Here is a 15,840-nt window from a genome sequence, read left to right as displayed (position 1 = left end):
GCACGTGCGCGACAGAGCCATCTTCATCCTTCAACTGCTGTTCACATTGCTGGTCGCTGCCTTCCTGGCCGTGCCGGCCGGCCTTTCGATCGTGGCGGGTGTGACCGTCAACTACTTTCGCGGCATTCAGTCCGGCGTGACCTTGCAGTGGGTGGCCCAGGTCTGGGAGCTCTACGCGGGCACGATCATGGCGTCGATCCTGATCGCGCTGGGCACGCTGGCGGTCACGCTCGTGGTCGGTGTTCCCGCGGCCTACGCGCTGTACGTTCGCGGCGGACGGCTGGCGCGGCTGGTCGAGGAGATCATCACCTTGCCGCTCGCGATTCCCGGGCTCGCCATCGCGCTGGCGCTGTTGCTCACCTATGGCGGGGCCGGAAGCTTCCGTCGCTCGTGGCTGTTCATCCTCGTCGGCCATGTGATCTTCACGATGCCGTTCATGGTGCGGTCCGTCATGGCGGTGTTCTCGACGATCGACGTGACATCGCTCGACGAGGGCGCCGCATCGGTCGGCGCGGCGCCCTGGCGACGCTTCATCGACGTCATCGTTCCCAATGCCGCGCCCGGCATCCTGGCGGGCAGCCTGATGGTGGTGACGCTATCTCTCGGAGAGTTCAACCTGACCTGGATGTTGCACACGCCGCTGACCAAGACATTGCCGGTCGGCCTCGCCGACAGCTATGCGTCGATGCGTCTCGAGGTCGCGTCCGCCTACACGCTGATCTTCTTCGTCATGATCATCCCGCTGCTGGTGGCCATGCAATGGGTCGACGAGAGAGGAAGCCTGCGGTGAGCACGATGACCCGGCATGGAGCCGCCCTCAAGGTGGAGAATTGCGGCAAGACCTTTGCCGACGGGACGTGCGCACTCGCGCCGGCCACGCTCGACATCGCACAGAGCGAGACGCTGGTGCTGCTGGGGCCGTCCGGTTGCGGCAAGACCACGCTGCTGCGGATCGTGGCCGGGCTCGAAACGCCCGATGCGGGGGGGCGCGTGCTGTTCGACGGCAAGGATCTGACGCGACAGCCGATCGAGAAGCGCAATGTCGGCATGGTGTTCCAGTCCTACGCGCTGTTCCCCAACATGACGGTTGCGGACAATATCGGCTACGGGCTCAAGATCCGCCGCGTGGCCAAGCCGGAGCGCGCCGCGCGCGTCGCCGAGCTGGTCGCGCTGACCAATCTGGGCGGTCTTGAAGACCGGCGCATCGATCAGCTCTCGGGCGGTCAGCGTCAGCGCGTCGCGCTGGCGCGCGCAGTCGCCATCCGCCCGAGCGTGCTGCTGCTCGACGAGCCGCTCACCGCACTCGATGCCGCCTTGCGGGAGCGCCTGCGCGGCGAGCTCAACGGCCTGTTGCGCACGCTCGGCATCACGGCGATCTACGTCACGCATGATCAGGCTGAAGCCATGGAGCTCGGCGACCGCATCGTCGTGATGCGCAAGGGCGCGATCGCCCAGATCGGGACGCCGCAAGAGGTCTATTTTGCGCCGGCCGATCGTTTCGTCGCGGAGTTCGTCGGCGCGGCCAACATCATCGAGGCGCCGCTCGACGGCGGCCAGCTCGTTCTGCCGGGAGGCCGGCAGCCGATCGCCGATCCCGGTCCGCGCAGCCAAGCGGTGGCGATGGTTCGGCCGGAAACGATCGCGATCGTCGACCCCGCGGCATCGAGCCTGAGCGGCGTCGTCGACAGCGTCCGCTTTGCCGGCGACCGGCAGCGGATCATCGTCCGCGATGCCGCCTCGATCGCACTGACCGTGGACGCGCCGAATACGATCAGGGTCGCTGCGGGCGAGCGGATCGGCCTGCGGATTGCGCCCGAGTCCATTCGTCTGCTGCCGGAGAAGGGTTGATCAGCCGATGACCAAGAGCCCCGTCACCATTGCCCAGATCTCCGACCTGCACATCAAGGCGCCCGGCCGGCTCGCCTACCGCCGCGTCGATACGGCGCGTGCGCTGGCCCGTTGCATCATGGAGCTCAACCGGTTCGCGCCGAAGCTCGATCTGGTGGTGATCTCGGGCGATCTCGCCGATACGCCGTCGCCGGCCGAGTACGATCATCTGAAAGATCTTCTTGCCGGCCTCGAGATTCCATTCGCCGCCGTACCAGGCAATCACGATTCCCGCGAACTGATGCGCGCGGCGTTTCCCGGCGCTGCTCATGAGCAGTCGGCGCCACTGAACCAGCATGTGGAACTGGCCGGTCTCGATCTGCTTCTGCTCGATTCCAGCGTGCCCGGCCATCCGCATGGCGAATTGGACGAGGCGAGTCTACAATGGCTCGATGCCAGGCTGTCCACCTCCAGCGAAAGGCCGGCCCTGCTGTTCCTGCACCACCCGCCATTCACCACCGGCATCTGGCACATGGACCGGCAGAACCTGCGCAATGCCGACGATCTCGCGGCGATCCTCGCGCGCCATCCGCGGGTGCAACTGATCGGATGCGGTCACGTTCATCGCGCGACGCTGACCCGGTTTGCAGGCATTCCCTGCACGATCTGTCCAGCGCCGAACCATGCCGTCGCGCTCGATCTGGCCGAGCTGCGCCCGCCATCCTTCCGGGTCGAGCCGCCGGCCTTTCACCTTCATGCCTGGTTTCCAGGACCGGGATTCGGAACGGTCGTCACCCATCAGGTGCCGATCGGCGATTTCGACGGGCCGCATCCGTTCTTCAATCAGGACGGCTCGCTCATCGACTGAGCGCGCACGGGGGAGTAGCGGACGTCTGGTCTAGCTCTCCACCTCGAACGTCACGCGCTCCGCGGCGAAACGCGAGCGCTTGCTGACGAGCGGCGTCCCGTCGGCATCGACATCGGTGCTGTCGACCACCAGCACCGGACGGCCCAGCGCGAGGTCGAGCCGCGCGGCGTCGCTCGCGTCGGCGATTGCCGCCGTGATCCTGGTCGCGCCGCGGCGATAGTCGCGAATGCCGTAATAGGCGAGCAAGGCCGTCATCGAGCGCACCGACGCGAAGATGTGGCCGGCCTCGGGGAAACGCTCGGCCGACAGCCAGGATGTGCTCACGCAGATCGGCGTCTTGTCGGCGAGACGCAGCGCCTCGATCCGCACCAATGGTGCGCCCGTCTTCAATCGCAGCTCGCGCGCGAGCTCGCGCGTCGCGGGCTCTTCGGACGCTGCGATCAGCTGTCCACGCGGCTCGCGCCCGCCGGCCCCCACGATCTCGGAGAACCTGGTGCGCGATCTCAGAGGATATGACAGACGAGGCGCTTCGACATAGGTGCCGCTGCCGCGCTCGGCGCGCACGAGGCCGCGCTCCGCCAAGGTCGCGAGCGCGCGACGCACCGTATGACGGTTGACGCGATAGGTTTCGGCGATTTCGGTCTCGCCGGGCAGGCGCGTTCCGGCCGCGAAGCGGCCGTCGGCGATGTCGCGCTCGATGCCGTCGGCCACCCGCCGCCACAGCGCCACGCCCGAGTCGGCGCCTTGCATGCTCATCCACGGCTCTCCGCTGTCCGGCCTGAAATCACGCCCATGTCATCAAACAGTCATGGCGCTTCGCTACGAAGTTGTCTATTAACATAGACAACTTCGAGACGGCAAGATCGGGATGACGATGGACGGCGAGACCACGATGCAGGACCGGCGCAGGGCGGCGATGCGGGTATTGGCGCATGCCTCGCATGCGGACATCCGCGCCAGGCTGAATGACCTCGCGGTGCCTGAGTATCGCGATCTTCGTCCGGCGGAGAATGGCCTGGTGATGCTGCGGGGACGGATCGGCGGCGACGGTGCGCCGTTCAATGTCGGCGAGGCGACGGTGTCGCGCGCCGCGGTGCGGCTCGAGAGCGGCGAGGTCGGGTTCGGCTATGTGCTGGGACGCGACGCCGGCAAGGCGCGCCTGATCGCGCTGTGTGACGCGATGATCCAGTCATCAAGCCATGTGCGATCGATCGAGACGCAGGTGGTCGCACCGCTGCAGGCGCAGATGCGTGCATCGCGGGCCCACCGCGCGGAGCAGGCTGCGGCCACGCGTGTCGATTTCTATACGATGGTGCGAGGAGAAGGCTGATGGGTGCCGCCGCTTCCGATCTGCAGCCCGGCTTCGCCGACAATGTGCTGTCCGCGCAATCCACCTTCCGTATCGTCATGGAGGCCATGGCGCGTCCGGGAAGTCTGCGACAGGTCGAGGGCAATGTCGGCCGGCCGTCGTCGTTGATGCCAGGTGCCGCCGCGATCGCGTTAACCCTGTTCGATCACGATACGCCGATCTGGCTTGATGCGCCGCTCGCCGGCACGTCCGAGGTCGGCGCCTGGCTCAAGTTTCACACGGGGGCGCCGATCGTCGCCGACGCGGCGCTCGCCTGCTTTGCAGTCGCGGCGGACCCGGAAACGCTTCCCGATCTGACTTCATTCGCGCTCGGCAGTGCCGAATATCCCGATCGCTCGACGACGCTGGTCCTGCAGGTGCCGAGCTTGTCCAGAGGTCCGGCGTTCGAGCTGCGTGGTCCGGGCATCGACGGGACGACATCGTTCCGTGCGACGGTCGCGCCGACTGACCTGTTCGAGCGGCTGTCGATCAATGAGAGGCTGTTTCCGCGTGGTGTCGACGTCGTGCTGGTCGATGGCTCGTCCATCGTCGCCATCCCGCGAACGACCCGGCTCGTTTCCGCAGGAGAGTGAGGCATGTATGTCGCCGTCAAGGGTGGCGAGCGCGCCATCGAGAACGCGCACCGGCTGCTGGCGCATGAGCGCCGGGGTGATCGCGATGTGCCGGAGCTGTCGCTGGCGCAGGTCTCCGAGCAGTTGGGGCTCGCCGTCGATCGCGTGATGAGCGAAGGCTCGCTGTACGATCGCGAGCTCGCGGCGCTGGCGATCAAGCAGGCGCGCGGTGATCTGATCGAGGCGATCTTTCTGGTGCGCGCCTTCCGCGCAACGCTGCCGCGCTTCGGCGCGAGCGAGCCGGTCGATACCGGCGCAATGCGGGTGCAGCGGCGTGTCTCGTCGACCTTCAAGGACATTCCCGGCGGCCAGGTGCTCGGGCCGACCTTCGACTATACGCATCGGCTGCTCGATCCGCAGTTGGCGGCCGGCGTCGAGCCGGAGCTGCCGGCCCGTGCCGAGGCGCCGAATGCGCCGACGCCGCGCGTCACCGACATTCTCGGACAGGACGGGCTGATCGAGCCGTCGCCGCAAGCCGAGGTTGGCGCGCCGGTCGGCGATCTCACCCGCGATCCCCTGAGCTTTCCCGCCGATCGCGATCTGCGGCTGCAGAATCTGGCGCGTGGCGACGAGGGCTTTCTGCTCGCGCTCGGCTACTCGACCCAGCGCGGCTATGGCCGCAACCATCCCTTTGCCGGCGAAATCCGCTTCGGGGACGTCGAGGTCGAGTTCGTGGCCGAGGAGGTCGGCTTCGCGGTGCCGCTCGGATCGGTCGAGCTGACCGAATGCCAGATGGTGAACCAGTTCAAGGGGTCGGCGACCGAGCCGCCGTGCTTCACCCGCGGTTATGGCCTCGCCTTCGGGCAGAGCGAGCGCAAGACGATGTCGATGGCCCTGGTCGACCGTGCCCTGCGCGCGCGCGAGCTCGGCGAAGACATGGTTGCACCGGCGCAGGACGAGGAGTTCGTGATGTCGCACTCCGACAATGTGCAGGCGACCGGGTTCGTCGAGCATCTGAAGCTGCCGCATTATGTCGACTTCCAGTCCGAGCTCGGCCTGCTGCGCAAGCTGCGCCAGGAGTTCGCCGAGGCCAATGCCGCTCCCGAATTGAAGGAAGCTGCGGAATGAACGCACCGGCCTACAACTTCGCCTATCTCGACGAGCAGACCAAGCGGATGATCCGCCGCGCCATCCTGAAGGCGATCGCGATTCCCGGCTATCAGGTGCCGTTCGCGAGCCGCGAGATGCCGATGCCCTATGGCTGGGGCACCGGCGGCGTGCAGGTCACTGCGGCCATTCTCGGTCCCGACGACGTGCTCAAGGTCATCGACCAGGGCTCGGACGATACGACCAATGCGATCTCGATCCGCAAGTTCTTTGCCAAGACCGCGGGTGTCGCCACCACGACCTCGACGGAAGCGGCGAGCGTGATCCAGACCCGGCATCGCATTCCCGAGGCGCCGCTTCACGAGGGGCAGGTGCTGGTCTATCAGGTGCCGATCCCGGAGCCGCTGCGCTTTCTCGAGCCGCGCGAGACCGAGACCCGCCGCATGCATGCGCTGGCCGAGTATGGCCTGATGCACGTCAAGCTCTATGAGGACATCGCGCGCTTCGGTCACATCGCGACCTCCTACGCCTATCCGGTCAAGGTCAATGCGCGCTACGTGATGGACCCGTCGCCGACGCCGAAGTTCGACAATCCCAAGATGGACAATTGCCCGGCGCTGCAATTGTTCGGCGCGGGACGCGAGAAGCGAATCTATGCCATTCCGCCCTATACGTCGGTCGTCTCGCTGGATTTCGAGGACCATCCGTTCACGCGCTACAAGTTCGACGCGCCCTGCGCGCTGTGCGGCGCGGAGGATTCCTACCTGGACGAGATCGTGACCGACGACAAGGGCAGCCGCATGTTCGTCTGCTCCGACACCGACTACTGCGAGGGCCGCCAGGCATCCGGACATTGTGGCGCGCAGAGCGCCGCGCCGCACAAGGAGAGCGCCCATGGCTGAGATGATCATGGCTGAGATGATCAGCGCATCCGATCAGCCGCTGCTCGTCGCGGACGGGCTCGCGAAGAGCTACGGCCGGTTGGCGGCCTGCCGCGATGTCTCCTTCGTGCTCTATCCCGGCGAGGTGCTCGCCATCGTCGGCGAGTCCGGCTCGGGCAAATCGACACTCTTGCAGATGCTGTCGGCGCAAATGGCGCCGACGTTGGGCCGCGTGTCCTACCGCATGCGCGACGGCGTGCTGCGCGATCTTGCCGGGCTTGGCGAGGCGGAGCGCCGCTTTCTGTTCCGAACCGATTGGGGCTATGTCCATCAGGACCCGGCGCAGGGCCTGCGCATGGCGGTCTCCGCCGGCGCCAATGTCGGTGAGCGGCTGATGGCGGTCGGCTGGAACAACTATGGCCGGATCAGGCAGACGGCTTCGTCCTGGCTCGATCGCGTGGAGATCGATGTCGCCCGCATCGACGATGCGCCGCGGACCTATTCCGGCGGCATGCGGCAGCGGCTGCAGATCGCACGCAATCTGGTGACCGAGCCCAGGCTCGTGTTCATGGATGAGCCGACCGGGGGCCTCGATGTCTCCGTGCAGGCGCGCCTGCTCGACCTGATGCGCAGCCTCGTCAATGAGCTCGGCCTGGCCGCCATCGTCGTGACCCACGATCTGGCCGTGGCGCGGCTGCTGTCGCACCGCGTGATGGTCATGAAGGAGGGGCGGGTGATCGAGACCGGCCTCACCGACCAGGTGCTCGACGATCCGCGTGAGCCGTACACACAGCTCCTCGTGTCCTCGATCCTGCCGCCATGATGCAAGAGCCCAATGCGATGACCGTGATGATCGATGTCGAGAATGCAGAGAAGACCTTCACCATGCATCTGCAGGGCGGCATCTCGCTGCCCGTGGTGCGCGGCGTGTCGTTCCAGGTCAGGTGCGGCGAATGCGTCGTGTTGTCGGGACCGTCGGGCGCTGGCAAGTCGTCGATCCTGAAGATGATCTTCGGCAATTACCGCTGCGACGGCGGACGCATCGGCGTCCGGCACGTGGGCGCGATGACCGATCTCGCCGGCGCCGAGCCGCGCCTGGTCCTGAATGCGAGGCGGCAGACCATCGGCTATGTCAGCCAATTCCTGCGCGCGGTGCCGCGGGTCCCTGCACTCGATGTCGTCGCCGAGCCGCTGCTCGCGGCCGGCGTGCCGCGCGAAGACGCCCGGGGGCGGGCAGGCGCGCTGCTGCGGCGGTTGAACATTCCCGAGCGGCTGTGGTCGCTGCCGCCATCGACCTTCTCGGGCGGCGAGCAGCAGCGGGTCAATATCGCCCGCGGCTTCATCTCCGACCTTCCGGTGCTGCTGCTGGACGAGCCGACCGCGTCGCTCGACGCGGCCAACCGTGCGGTCGTGGTCGACCTGATCGCGGCAAAGAAGAAGGATGGAGTGGCCATGCTCGCGATCGTCCATGATGACGAGATCCGCGCGCAGATTGCGGATCGCACGGTCGACGTCACGACATTCGCCGCGGCGGCATAGAGGTAGACATTGCAGATGAGCGCGAACATGTCCGATATCGTGATAGGCAATGCCAGGCTGGTCCTCGCCGACCGCGTCGTCGAGCAGGGCTGGGTGGCGATCGCCGGAGGCCGGATCGCGGAATTGGGCGAAGGGGCTGCGCCGGCCGGCAGCCTGGATGCCGGCGGCGACCTGCTGATGCCCGGACTGGTCGAACTGCATACCGATCACCTCGAAGCGCATTTCGTGCCGCGCCCGAAGGTCTATTGGGACCCCGTCGCTGCGGTCATTTCCTATGACGGGCAGCTTGCGACCGCGGGCATCACGACGGTGCTGGATTCGCTGCGCGTGTGGAGCGAGGAAGGCGCCGAGGGCGTCGACGGTCAAGCCAATGTGCTCGCGGAGGCGATCGCGACGGCGCGCGACGGCGGCCTGCTGCGGTCCGATCACTTCCTGCATCTGCGCTGCGAAGTGCCGATGCCGACCGTGGTCGAGGAGGCGCGGCAACTGGCGGGGCGTCCGGATGTGCGGCTGATGTCGCTGATGGATCATACGCCCGGGCAGCGCCAGTTTCGCGACGAAGGCAAGCTGCGCGACTACTATCGCGGCAAGAGCGGCGGCAAGACCGATGCCGAGCTCGACGTGATGTTCGCGCGCCGCTTCGCCTATCAGCAGGCCTACGCGGCGCCGAACATGCGCGGCATCATTGCGCTGGCAAAGACCCATGACGTGCCGCTGGCCAGCCACGATGACACGACGGAGGAGAACGTCGCCGACGCAATCAAGGACGGCATCGCGGTCGCGGAGTTTCCGACCACGATGGAGGCCGCGCGGGGCCTTCACCAGGCGGGCATCAGCATCCTGATGGGCGCGCCGAACGTCGTGCGCGGCGGGTCTCACTCCGGCAATATCGCAGCCGTGGACCTCGCGCGCGAGGGCCTGCTCGACATTCTGTCGTCGGACTATGTGCCGTCGAGTCTGCTGATGGGCGCGCTGCAATTGCCGCAGCGGGTGCCGTCCATCGAGCTTGCCGCCGCCGTCCGCACCGTCACCAAGGCGCCTGCGGACGCCGTCGGCCTGCATGATCGCGGCGAGATCGCCGTGGGCAAGCGTGCGGACCTGATCCGGGTTCATGTCGCGGGCCAGTTGTCGGTCGTGCGCAGCGTCTGGCGGGAAGGATTGCGGGTGGCATGAGCGGAATCGAGCCTGCTTCAGCGACGACATCCGGGAAGCTTGGTCCGGGACGCCTGATCCTGGTGGTCGGGCCGAGCGGCGCGGGCAAGGACACCTTGCTCAACGTGGCGCGTCGCGAATGCGCCGGCGATGACCGGGTCGTCTTTCCGCGGCGGATCGTCACCCGCGAGGCCTCGGCTTTCGAGGATAATCTCGAGATGAGCGCGTCCGCTTTTCGTGAGGCGCTCGGTGCCGGTGAGTTCGCACTGCACTGGGAGGCCCACGGGCATGACTACGGCGTGCCGCGCGCGATCAAGGATGACATCCTGGCCGGCCGCACCGTGGTCGTGAATGTCTCGCGAACGATCATTCCCGCCGCGCGCCGGGACTATGCCGACGTCGTCGTCGTCGCCATCACTGCTCCGGCGGATGTTCTCGCCGAACGGCTCGGCAAGCGGCACCGTCCGAGTGACGGCGATATCGGTGAGCGCCTTCACCGGGTGGTGAGCGAGGACGCCGCAGCGGATGTCACGATCGTCAATGTCGGCGATCCCGAGCCGCACGGTCACAGACTGGCGGATATCATCAAGCGGCCGATCGACGCAGGACCGATCGGATCAGAGGGGGGACGCGGCCATGTCGATCATCACAACGATTGAGCAGCTCGAGGCGATCTATGGCGAGACGGGGCTGGCCTCGACGGCGAAGGTGGCTGATCGCGTGACGCCGCACTACCGGATCATGATCGAGCAGTCGCCGTTCGTGGCGCTCGCGACATGTGGTCCCGAAGGTCTCGATTGCTCGCCGCGCGGCGATCTCCCCGGATTCATCCGCATCCACGACGACAAGACGCTGATGATGCCGGACCGCCGCGGCAACAATCGCGTGGATTCCTTGCGCAACATCGTGCGCGACCCGCGGATCGCTCTGCTGTTCCTGATTCCGGGATCAGGCAACACGCTACGTGTGAACGGGCATGGTCATCTGTCGACGGCCCCCGATCTGTTGGAGTCGTTCCGGATGGAAGGCAAGCTGCCGCGCTCCGTCCTCATCATGACGGTGGAAGAGATCTACTTCCAATGTGCCCGCGCGATCGTTCGTGCCGATCTCTGGAACCCGGATAGGCGTGTCGATCCGCAGCAACTGCCGACGCCGGGGCAGATTCTCGCGGCGATGACGGCCAACGACATCGACGGCGCGGCGTACGATCGCGAGTGGCCCGAGCGTGCGCGGAAATCCATGTGGTGAGTTCGGCGCGCAGCGCTTCGAAGGGCGGGCCGCGCTCCGAAACATCAGGCTGCGACATCGAGCAGGCGTGAGGATCCCCTGACGAGCACCTTGCGGCCGGCCATCGTGAGTGTCGCTGCGCCATTGTCCATAGAGACGAGTCCAAATGCGGTGAGCTCGTCGACAATCATGCCGTTCAGCCTGCGGCGTTCACGCGCGGGAACGCGAAGCGCCTTCAGCGTCTCCCATTGGTCCGGCGTGAGTTCGTGTTCGAATTCCGCGTTCATGCTGCCTCGAATGTTGGCGTCCCGCACCCGTCTTAGAAAGTCCGCGTGACGAAGATGCGACCTTCATGCATCCGTACTGATACGGTCCACGTCATTACGCTCGAACCCGTCCGCGATTAATTCAAATTTGAATGATCGCAAATGTGGTGCTGCATTGCAGCTCGCCGTGTTGGTAGCGGTGAACGATCGTCCGTCGTTAACAAATAATTAAGGCATGGGGGCAGCGCACAATGGTAACGCCGCTGTCACATCGGTGTGTCACACGGCGCCATCGTCCTGCTCGAATCGGCCGGCGCAGGCTTGAAGCGAAAACACGTTGAATGGCTGACCTGATCGACGTTCCGCCGCTGCCGTCGAACCGCAGAATCTGGTGGCGCAGCCTGGGCGGACTGGCCTTGAGCCTGTCGATCGCGGCTGTGGCGGTGTACGTTCTCACACGCGCCGTCAAGAAGCTCGACTTTGCCCATGTCCTGTTGATCGTCGAGGCCACCGACCGTCATCTGATCGCGGCGGCGCTGGCATTCGTCCTCCTCTCCTACGCCAGCCTCACGCTCTACGACCTGTTCGCATTGCGGACGATCGGCCGCCGCGACATTCCCTATCGTGCGGCCGCGCTTGGCAGCTTCACGAGCTATCCGATCGCGCACGGCATCGGCGCGGTCGCGTTGATCTCGCCGTTGGTTCGATACCGGATCTACGCGCCGTACCGGCTCGGGGCGATCGACATCGCCAATATCAGCTTCCTGACCGGGCTGACCTTCTGGCTCGGCAATCTCACCGCCCTCGGCCTGAGCTTGATGATCGATCCGGACGCCTTCGGCTGGGTGGAGTATTGGCCGCCGGCGCTCAACCGGGTCGTTGCGGCCGCGCTGCTCTGCGCCGTCACCGCCTTCGTGGTGTGGAGCTGGCCGGGGCGGCGAAGCAGACGATGGCCTGTGCGGCTGCCGTCCGGGCCTGCCGTGCTGATGCAGATCGCGGTCGGGCTGTTCGAGCTCAGCACCGCGGCGCTGGCAATGTATGTGCTCATGCCGGCCGAGCTCGGCATCGACCTCGCGCGGCTGATGGCGGTCTTCATCGCCGCGACCTTGCTTGGATTCGCCAGCCATGCCCCGGCCGGCATCGGCCTGTTCGATGCAACGATCCTGCTGGGTCTGGGCGGCGTTGATCAGGAGCGGCTGCTCGCGGCGCTGCTGATCTTCCGTGCGCTCTATCACCTGCTGCCGTTCGTGATCGCCCTCATCGTCTTCGGCAGCGTCGAGCTGTCACGATCCTGCCGGAGGCCGTCGACGGTGTCAGACCGGCGAGTTCAGCTTCAGCCCGATCATGCCGGTGATGATCAGCGTGAGGCAGAACAGTCGCGTCGGATCCGCCGGCTCGCTGTAGAGGACGATGCCGGCGAGGATGCTCCCGGCCGCGCCGATCCCGGTCCATACCGCATAGGCGGTGCCAAACGGCAGTGAGCGCAGCGCAAGCGACATCATCGCGAAGCTGAGCAGGATCGCGGTCACGGTCGCGACGCTGGGCCAGAAGCGTGTCAGGCCGTCGGAATGCTTCAGGCCGAGCGCCCAGATGATCTCGAGCATTCCAGCCGCAAACAGAGCAAGCCAGCCGTTCATGACGGCCGTGCGCCCAGGCGCGCGACAACGCCCGCGGCTCTGAAGCCTGCTTCGCGAAGCCGCGGATCGCTTGCACCGATCAGTCCGGCCATCTGGTCGTCTCCGCGCCGGTCGAACCTGATCTCCATCTGCATGGTTTGCGCGACGCGCTGATGACATTGCGGGCGCCCATGCAGCCATCGGCGCGCGGCTTTCTATCTCTCCTCCATCATCGTGAACACGAAGCCCGTCATCGTCGCGCCGACGGCAAATGACAGCGTCAACACACCGACGAAGATCACGAACGTCACGTGCGGATCGACACTGTGGGCGATCAGGGTCGAGATGCCGAACGCATCCAGTTGGGTCAGCCCGAAGGCGAAGCCGAGCCCCATGGCGATGCCCATCAAGGTGTGGCAGGCCAGCTCGATCAGGATGGCCGGATTGACTACTGCGCTGCGTCGCTTGGGCGGCATGGGCTCGGACTCCACGCTATGGCCGATGAACGCTGGAACGGCGATCGTTGTTCCTGTGCCGGCTGGCAAAGCCGATTGCCAAACCCAGCCGACTGCGGCTACGGAAGACCGAGGTTCGGTCGCGGAGAAGCACAGGCTCGAACGGCCCGCAAGGGGCCGGCGCGCGACCGGGCGGCGCGGCGTCGCGCAATCCGAACAGGGAGGATGACAACCCATGACGAACGCCATTCGTTTCCACAAGACCGGCGGTCCCGAGGTTCTCGCCTGGGAGCAGATCGAGGTCGGCAAGCCCGGCCCCGGCGAGGCGCGCATTCGCCACACGGCGGTCGGGCTCAACTTCATCGACATCTACAATCGCTCCGGGCTCTATCCGGTCCAGCTTCCGAGCGGGCTGGGCAGCGAGGGCGCCGGTGTGATCGAGGAACTGGGCGAAGGGGTGACGGACCTGAAGGTGGGTGACCGCGTCGCCTACGGCTCGTCCCCGCTCGGCGCCTATTCCGAGGCGCGGCTGATGCCGGCCGCGCTGCTGTTGAAGCTGCCCGACGAGATCGACGACAAGACCGCCGCCGCGATGATGCTCAAGGGCCTGACCGCCCAGTACCTGATCCGGCAGACCTACCGCGTGAAGGCGGGCGAAACCATCCTGCTGCATGCCGCGGCCGGCGGCGTGGGCCTCATCCTCAGCCAATGGGCCAAGCATCTCGGCGTTCACGTCATCGGCACCGTATCCAGCGACGACAAGGCGCAACTCGCCAAGGCCCACGGCTGCGAGCACACCATCATCTATACGCGGGAGGACTTCGTCGCACGCGTCGGCGAGATCACCGGCGGCAAGAAGGTGCCGGTGGTCTATGATTCCGTCGGCAAGGACACGTTCCTCAAGTCGCTCGATTGCCTCGCGCCGCTCGGCTACGCCGTGCTGTTCGGCCAGTCCTCCGGCACGGTCGATCCGCTCAATCTCGGGCTGCTCGCCCAGAAGGGATCGCTGTTCGTGACCCGGCCGACGCTGTTCACCTACGCCGCCAGGCGCGAGAGCCTGGTCGCGATGGCCAACGAGCTGTTCGACGTGGTCAAATCGGGCGCGGTGAAGATCGAGGTCAACCAGACCTATCCGCTCAAGGAGGCGGCCCGGGCCCACGCCGATCTCGCGGCACGCAAGACGACCGGTTCGACCGTCTTTCTGGTCTGATCTGGCGCAGCCGGATCAAACCTGCTCGTGCTTGCGCAGGTCGTGGAGGTGATCGAACCGGACGGCCTGCAGGTCGGCGTTCCGCCCATCGATCTCGGGCAGGGCGGCTTCGGACATGATGTCGGCGGTGACGTCGGCAACCGATCGGTCGACGATCTCGTGGATGAAGCTGACGTTCGCATATTCGCCCGACGCGATGCGCGCCACGACGTCGCGCCGGGTCATCTCAGGATCGACCACGGCCTCGCGTCCGCGCCGGCCGTAGTCGATCATCACGACGAAATACTGCATGGAGCGCCGGTTCGCCTTCGGCTGACTGTGATGCTCCATTATTTCTTAAAATCAGAATTTTGTCAAGACTGATTCGGTCCACCCTCGCCTCACCGACTCCATCCCAGCCTGCGCGGCCATCACCACACCGGCATCAGCCGCGGAAATAGTCCAGGCGATGTAGCGTGGCGTCCGGAAGCATGTTCCCGCACGCCATGAAGACCGCGTCATCGCCCGTTACTGCACGTTGAACGTCGCGCCGGGACATTCGGTGGTCACGCTGATCGGGATCGCCTGCGCCGCCGCCGCGGTCGGCTTCGGCTTCGCAACCACCTTCCAGCGGCCGGGCTTGTTCAGCCAATATCTGTGCCTCGATGTCGCAATGCGGCGCTCGGTATAGGTCGTGCCCTTCCAGATCAAGGGGCCCTTCGGCTTCGGTGCCGCGACCTCATGCCATGGTCCGAACTCGCCGAAGTCCATGAACCACAGATGCCATTCGAGCTTCTGATATTCATGGTGGGACGCAACCACCTCGACGATGGGGCGGCCGTTCAGCCACGACACCTCGTCCTCGAGCGGCTTGATCTGCTGGCAACGGGTATGCAACGGCTCCTGAACGCGAAGCAGATCGTCTCGCTGGCCTTGCGTGAGCATCGCCGAGGTGACGGGCAGTCCCACGTTCGGATCATCGGCCGGATATGAGCAGATCGGCACCGTCGGCGGCCCCTGGCCCGTCCAGGGATTGTTGCTGCAATAGACTCGCCTCGTCACCGACGAAATGCCGGTGGTCGCCGTTTCCTCCGCCTTTCCGGTTTCCCGGTCCCAGACACCGCTGAACGTCGTCTTTTGATTCGGCGGACAGGCCACGGTCTTGTGGGCCGTCCACCAGTGCGAAACCTCGAATTCATAGTACGAGTAGCGCGGCTCCGGATACAGCACGGCCCTGACGCTGGTCAGCGCGTGATGCGCTTCGCACGCCGTTCCATAGGTATCCAGCCAGCACACGAGGTGGAAGTTTTCGTTCGGCCAGCATCCCGCACGCGCCGACGACGTGAAGCCGAGTGCGGCGATCACCAAGCTAAAGGCAAGAAGATATCTCCGCATGGCGTTTCCCATGATGGCGTTTCCCCATGTCCTGCCTGTGCAGCCACAGGTTGATGGTGAGTTTGCTCTGGCGCGGCGTCTGGTCCTTGATCGGGATCAATCCGCTTGCGCGACGTCGTCGACCTCGGCCGGATATCGGCGATGACGCGACGGCGCAGCAGGTCCGGCTCGCTGTCGGGCGCGTGTATCGTCGGGGCGGGCCACCGCTTGGAGCCGAGATAGCGCAAGACCAGCCTGTCCCACCAGTCGCTCTGCGTCGTATCCAGGATTGCAGCGTTCAGGCGCTTTCGAATTGGGCTGCCTTCCGCGAGAGATGGCGAGCAGCTGCGGGTCGAGGACTGATCCGGGCGCCAGGCGCGGCTGGTGGCAAGGCGTCACGCCCGTCGGGCGAATCAGGG

At 65.9% G+C, this 15,840-nt stretch carries 19 protein-coding genes; 13 read left to right on the top strand and 6 right to left on the bottom strand.

Annotated features, from left to right (window positions below; translation table 11 throughout):
- Positions 1-4: 4 nt before the first annotated feature.
- The 3 genes from QW845_RS22020 to QW845_RS22010 are packed head-to-tail and all read left to right on the top strand — an operon-like array spanning position 5 to position 2,695.
- Positions 5-790, top strand: a complete 786-nt coding sequence (locus QW845_RS22020) for an ABC transporter permease (RefSeq protein ID WP_315803638.1) — start codon at positions 5-7, stop codon at positions 788-790.
- 5 nt (positions 791-795) lie between these two features.
- Complete coding sequence (locus tag QW845_RS22015) at positions 796-1,848, top strand: ABC transporter ATP-binding protein (RefSeq protein WP_315803637.1); 1,053 nt, start codon at positions 796-798, stop codon at positions 1,846-1,848.
- A gap of 7 nt (positions 1,849-1,855) precedes the next feature.
- Positions 1,856-2,695, top strand: a complete 840-nt coding sequence (locus tag QW845_RS22010) for a phosphodiesterase (RefSeq protein WP_315803636.1) — start codon at positions 1,856-1,858, stop codon at positions 2,693-2,695.
- Positions 2,696-2,725: 30 nt separating this feature from the next.
- Here QW845_RS22010 and phnF read toward each other — a convergent pair whose 3' ends face one another.
- A complete protein-coding gene (gene phnF / locus QW845_RS22005; RefSeq protein ID WP_315803635.1) occupies positions 2,726-3,451 on the bottom strand; it encodes a phosphonate metabolism transcriptional regulator PhnF in 726 nt (241 codons plus the stop codon).
- Between the two features lie 118 nt (positions 3,452-3,569).
- Between phnF and phnG the strand changes: the two genes are divergently transcribed.
- The 9 genes from phnG to QW845_RS21960 are packed head-to-tail and all read left to right on the top strand — an operon-like array spanning position 3,570 to position 10,542.
- Positions 3,570-4,025: a phosphonate C-P lyase system protein PhnG gene (gene phnG / locus QW845_RS22000; protein WP_315803796.1), complete on the top strand. Its 456-nt coding sequence runs from the start codon at positions 3,570-3,572 to the stop codon at positions 4,023-4,025.
- Complete coding sequence (phnH, locus tag QW845_RS21995) at positions 4,025-4,636, top strand: phosphonate C-P lyase system protein PhnH (protein WP_315803634.1); 612 nt, start codon at positions 4,025-4,027, stop codon at positions 4,634-4,636. The genes phnG and phnH overlap by 1 nt, the downstream gene beginning before the upstream one ends.
- A gap of 3 nt (positions 4,637-4,639) precedes the next feature.
- Entirely contained in the window at positions 4,640-5,743 is a 1,104-nt protein-coding gene (locus tag QW845_RS21990) for a carbon-phosphorus lyase complex subunit PhnI (protein ID WP_315803633.1), read from the top strand.
- Positions 5,740-6,624, top strand: coding sequence for an alpha-D-ribose 1-methylphosphonate 5-phosphate C-P-lyase PhnJ (locus QW845_RS21985; protein ID WP_315803632.1), 885 nt, complete (start codon positions 5,740-5,742; stop codon positions 6,622-6,624). Before QW845_RS21990 ends, QW845_RS21985 begins: the two co-directional genes overlap by 4 nt.
- A gap of 7 nt (positions 6,625-6,631) precedes the next feature.
- Positions 6,632-7,426, top strand: a complete 795-nt coding sequence (gene phnK / locus QW845_RS21980; protein WP_315803795.1) for a phosphonate C-P lyase system protein PhnK — start codon at positions 6,632-6,634, stop codon at positions 7,424-7,426.
- Between the two features lie 17 nt (positions 7,427-7,443).
- Positions 7,444-8,142, top strand: a complete 699-nt coding sequence (gene phnL, locus QW845_RS21975) for a phosphonate C-P lyase system protein PhnL (RefSeq protein WP_315803631.1) — start codon at positions 7,444-7,446, stop codon at positions 8,140-8,142.
- A 15-nt stretch (positions 8,143-8,157) separates the two neighbouring features.
- On the top strand, positions 8,158-9,315 hold the full coding sequence (locus QW845_RS21970; RefSeq protein WP_315803630.1) for an alpha-D-ribose 1-methylphosphonate 5-triphosphate diphosphatase: 1,158 nt from the start codon (positions 8,158-8,160) through the stop codon (positions 9,313-9,315).
- On the top strand, positions 9,312-9,953 hold the full coding sequence (phnN, locus tag QW845_RS21965) for a phosphonate metabolism protein/1,5-bisphosphokinase (PRPP-forming) PhnN (RefSeq protein ID WP_315803629.1): 642 nt from the start codon (positions 9,312-9,314) through the stop codon (positions 9,951-9,953). Before QW845_RS21970 ends, phnN begins: the two co-directional genes overlap by 4 nt.
- On the top strand, positions 9,931-10,542 hold the full coding sequence (locus QW845_RS21960; RefSeq protein WP_315803794.1) for a pyridoxamine 5'-phosphate oxidase family protein: 612 nt from the start codon (positions 9,931-9,933) through the stop codon (positions 10,540-10,542). The genes phnN and QW845_RS21960 overlap by 23 nt, the downstream gene beginning before the upstream one ends.
- Before the next feature lie 44 nt (positions 10,543-10,586).
- On the opposite strand, the gene QW845_RS21955 is transcribed toward QW845_RS21960, so the two are convergent.
- From QW845_RS21955 to QW845_RS21945, 3 genes are all read right to left on the bottom strand, one after another.
- The gene (locus QW845_RS21955; RefSeq protein ID WP_315803628.1) at positions 10,587-10,808 is read right to left on the bottom strand and encodes a hypothetical protein; all 222 of its coding nucleotides are present in this window, start codon (positions 10,806-10,808) and stop codon (positions 10,587-10,589) included.
- A 1,292-nt stretch (positions 10,809-12,100) separates the two neighbouring features.
- On the bottom strand, positions 12,101-12,424 hold the full coding sequence (gene sugE / locus QW845_RS21950) for a quaternary ammonium compound efflux SMR transporter SugE (RefSeq protein WP_315803627.1): 324 nt from the start codon (positions 12,422-12,424) through the stop codon (positions 12,101-12,103).
- Between the two features lie 194 nt (positions 12,425-12,618).
- The gene (locus QW845_RS21945; RefSeq protein WP_315803626.1) at positions 12,619-13,107 is read right to left on the bottom strand and encodes a hypothetical protein; all 489 of its coding nucleotides are present in this window, start codon (positions 13,105-13,107) and stop codon (positions 12,619-12,621) included.
- Here QW845_RS21945 and QW845_RS21940 point away from each other — a divergent pair.
- On the top strand, positions 13,094-14,068 hold the full coding sequence (locus tag QW845_RS21940; protein ID WP_315803625.1) for a quinone oxidoreductase: 975 nt from the start codon (positions 13,094-13,096) through the stop codon (positions 14,066-14,068). The two genes, QW845_RS21945 and QW845_RS21940, sit on opposite strands and share 14 nt — an antisense overlap.
- Before the next feature lie 15 nt (positions 14,069-14,083).
- Here QW845_RS21940 and QW845_RS21935 read toward each other — a convergent pair whose 3' ends face one another.
- The gene (locus QW845_RS21935) at positions 14,084-14,359 is read right to left on the bottom strand and encodes a hypothetical protein (protein WP_315803624.1); all 276 of its coding nucleotides are present in this window, start codon (positions 14,357-14,359) and stop codon (positions 14,084-14,086) included.
- 216 nt (positions 14,360-14,575) lie between these two features.
- Complete coding sequence (locus tag QW845_RS21930) at positions 14,576-15,442, bottom strand: hypothetical protein (protein ID WP_315803623.1); 867 nt, start codon at positions 15,440-15,442, stop codon at positions 14,576-14,578.
- Between the last annotated feature and the right edge of the window lie 398 nt (positions 15,443-15,840).

Source organism: Bradyrhizobium sp. SZCCHNS3002, assembly GCF_032377435.1.
Taxonomy (GTDB): Bacteria; Pseudomonadota; Alphaproteobacteria; order Rhizobiales; family Xanthobacteraceae; genus Bradyrhizobium.
Note: the sequence above shows the minus strand (reverse complement) of the source record. Positions and strands in the feature narration are given on the sequence as shown.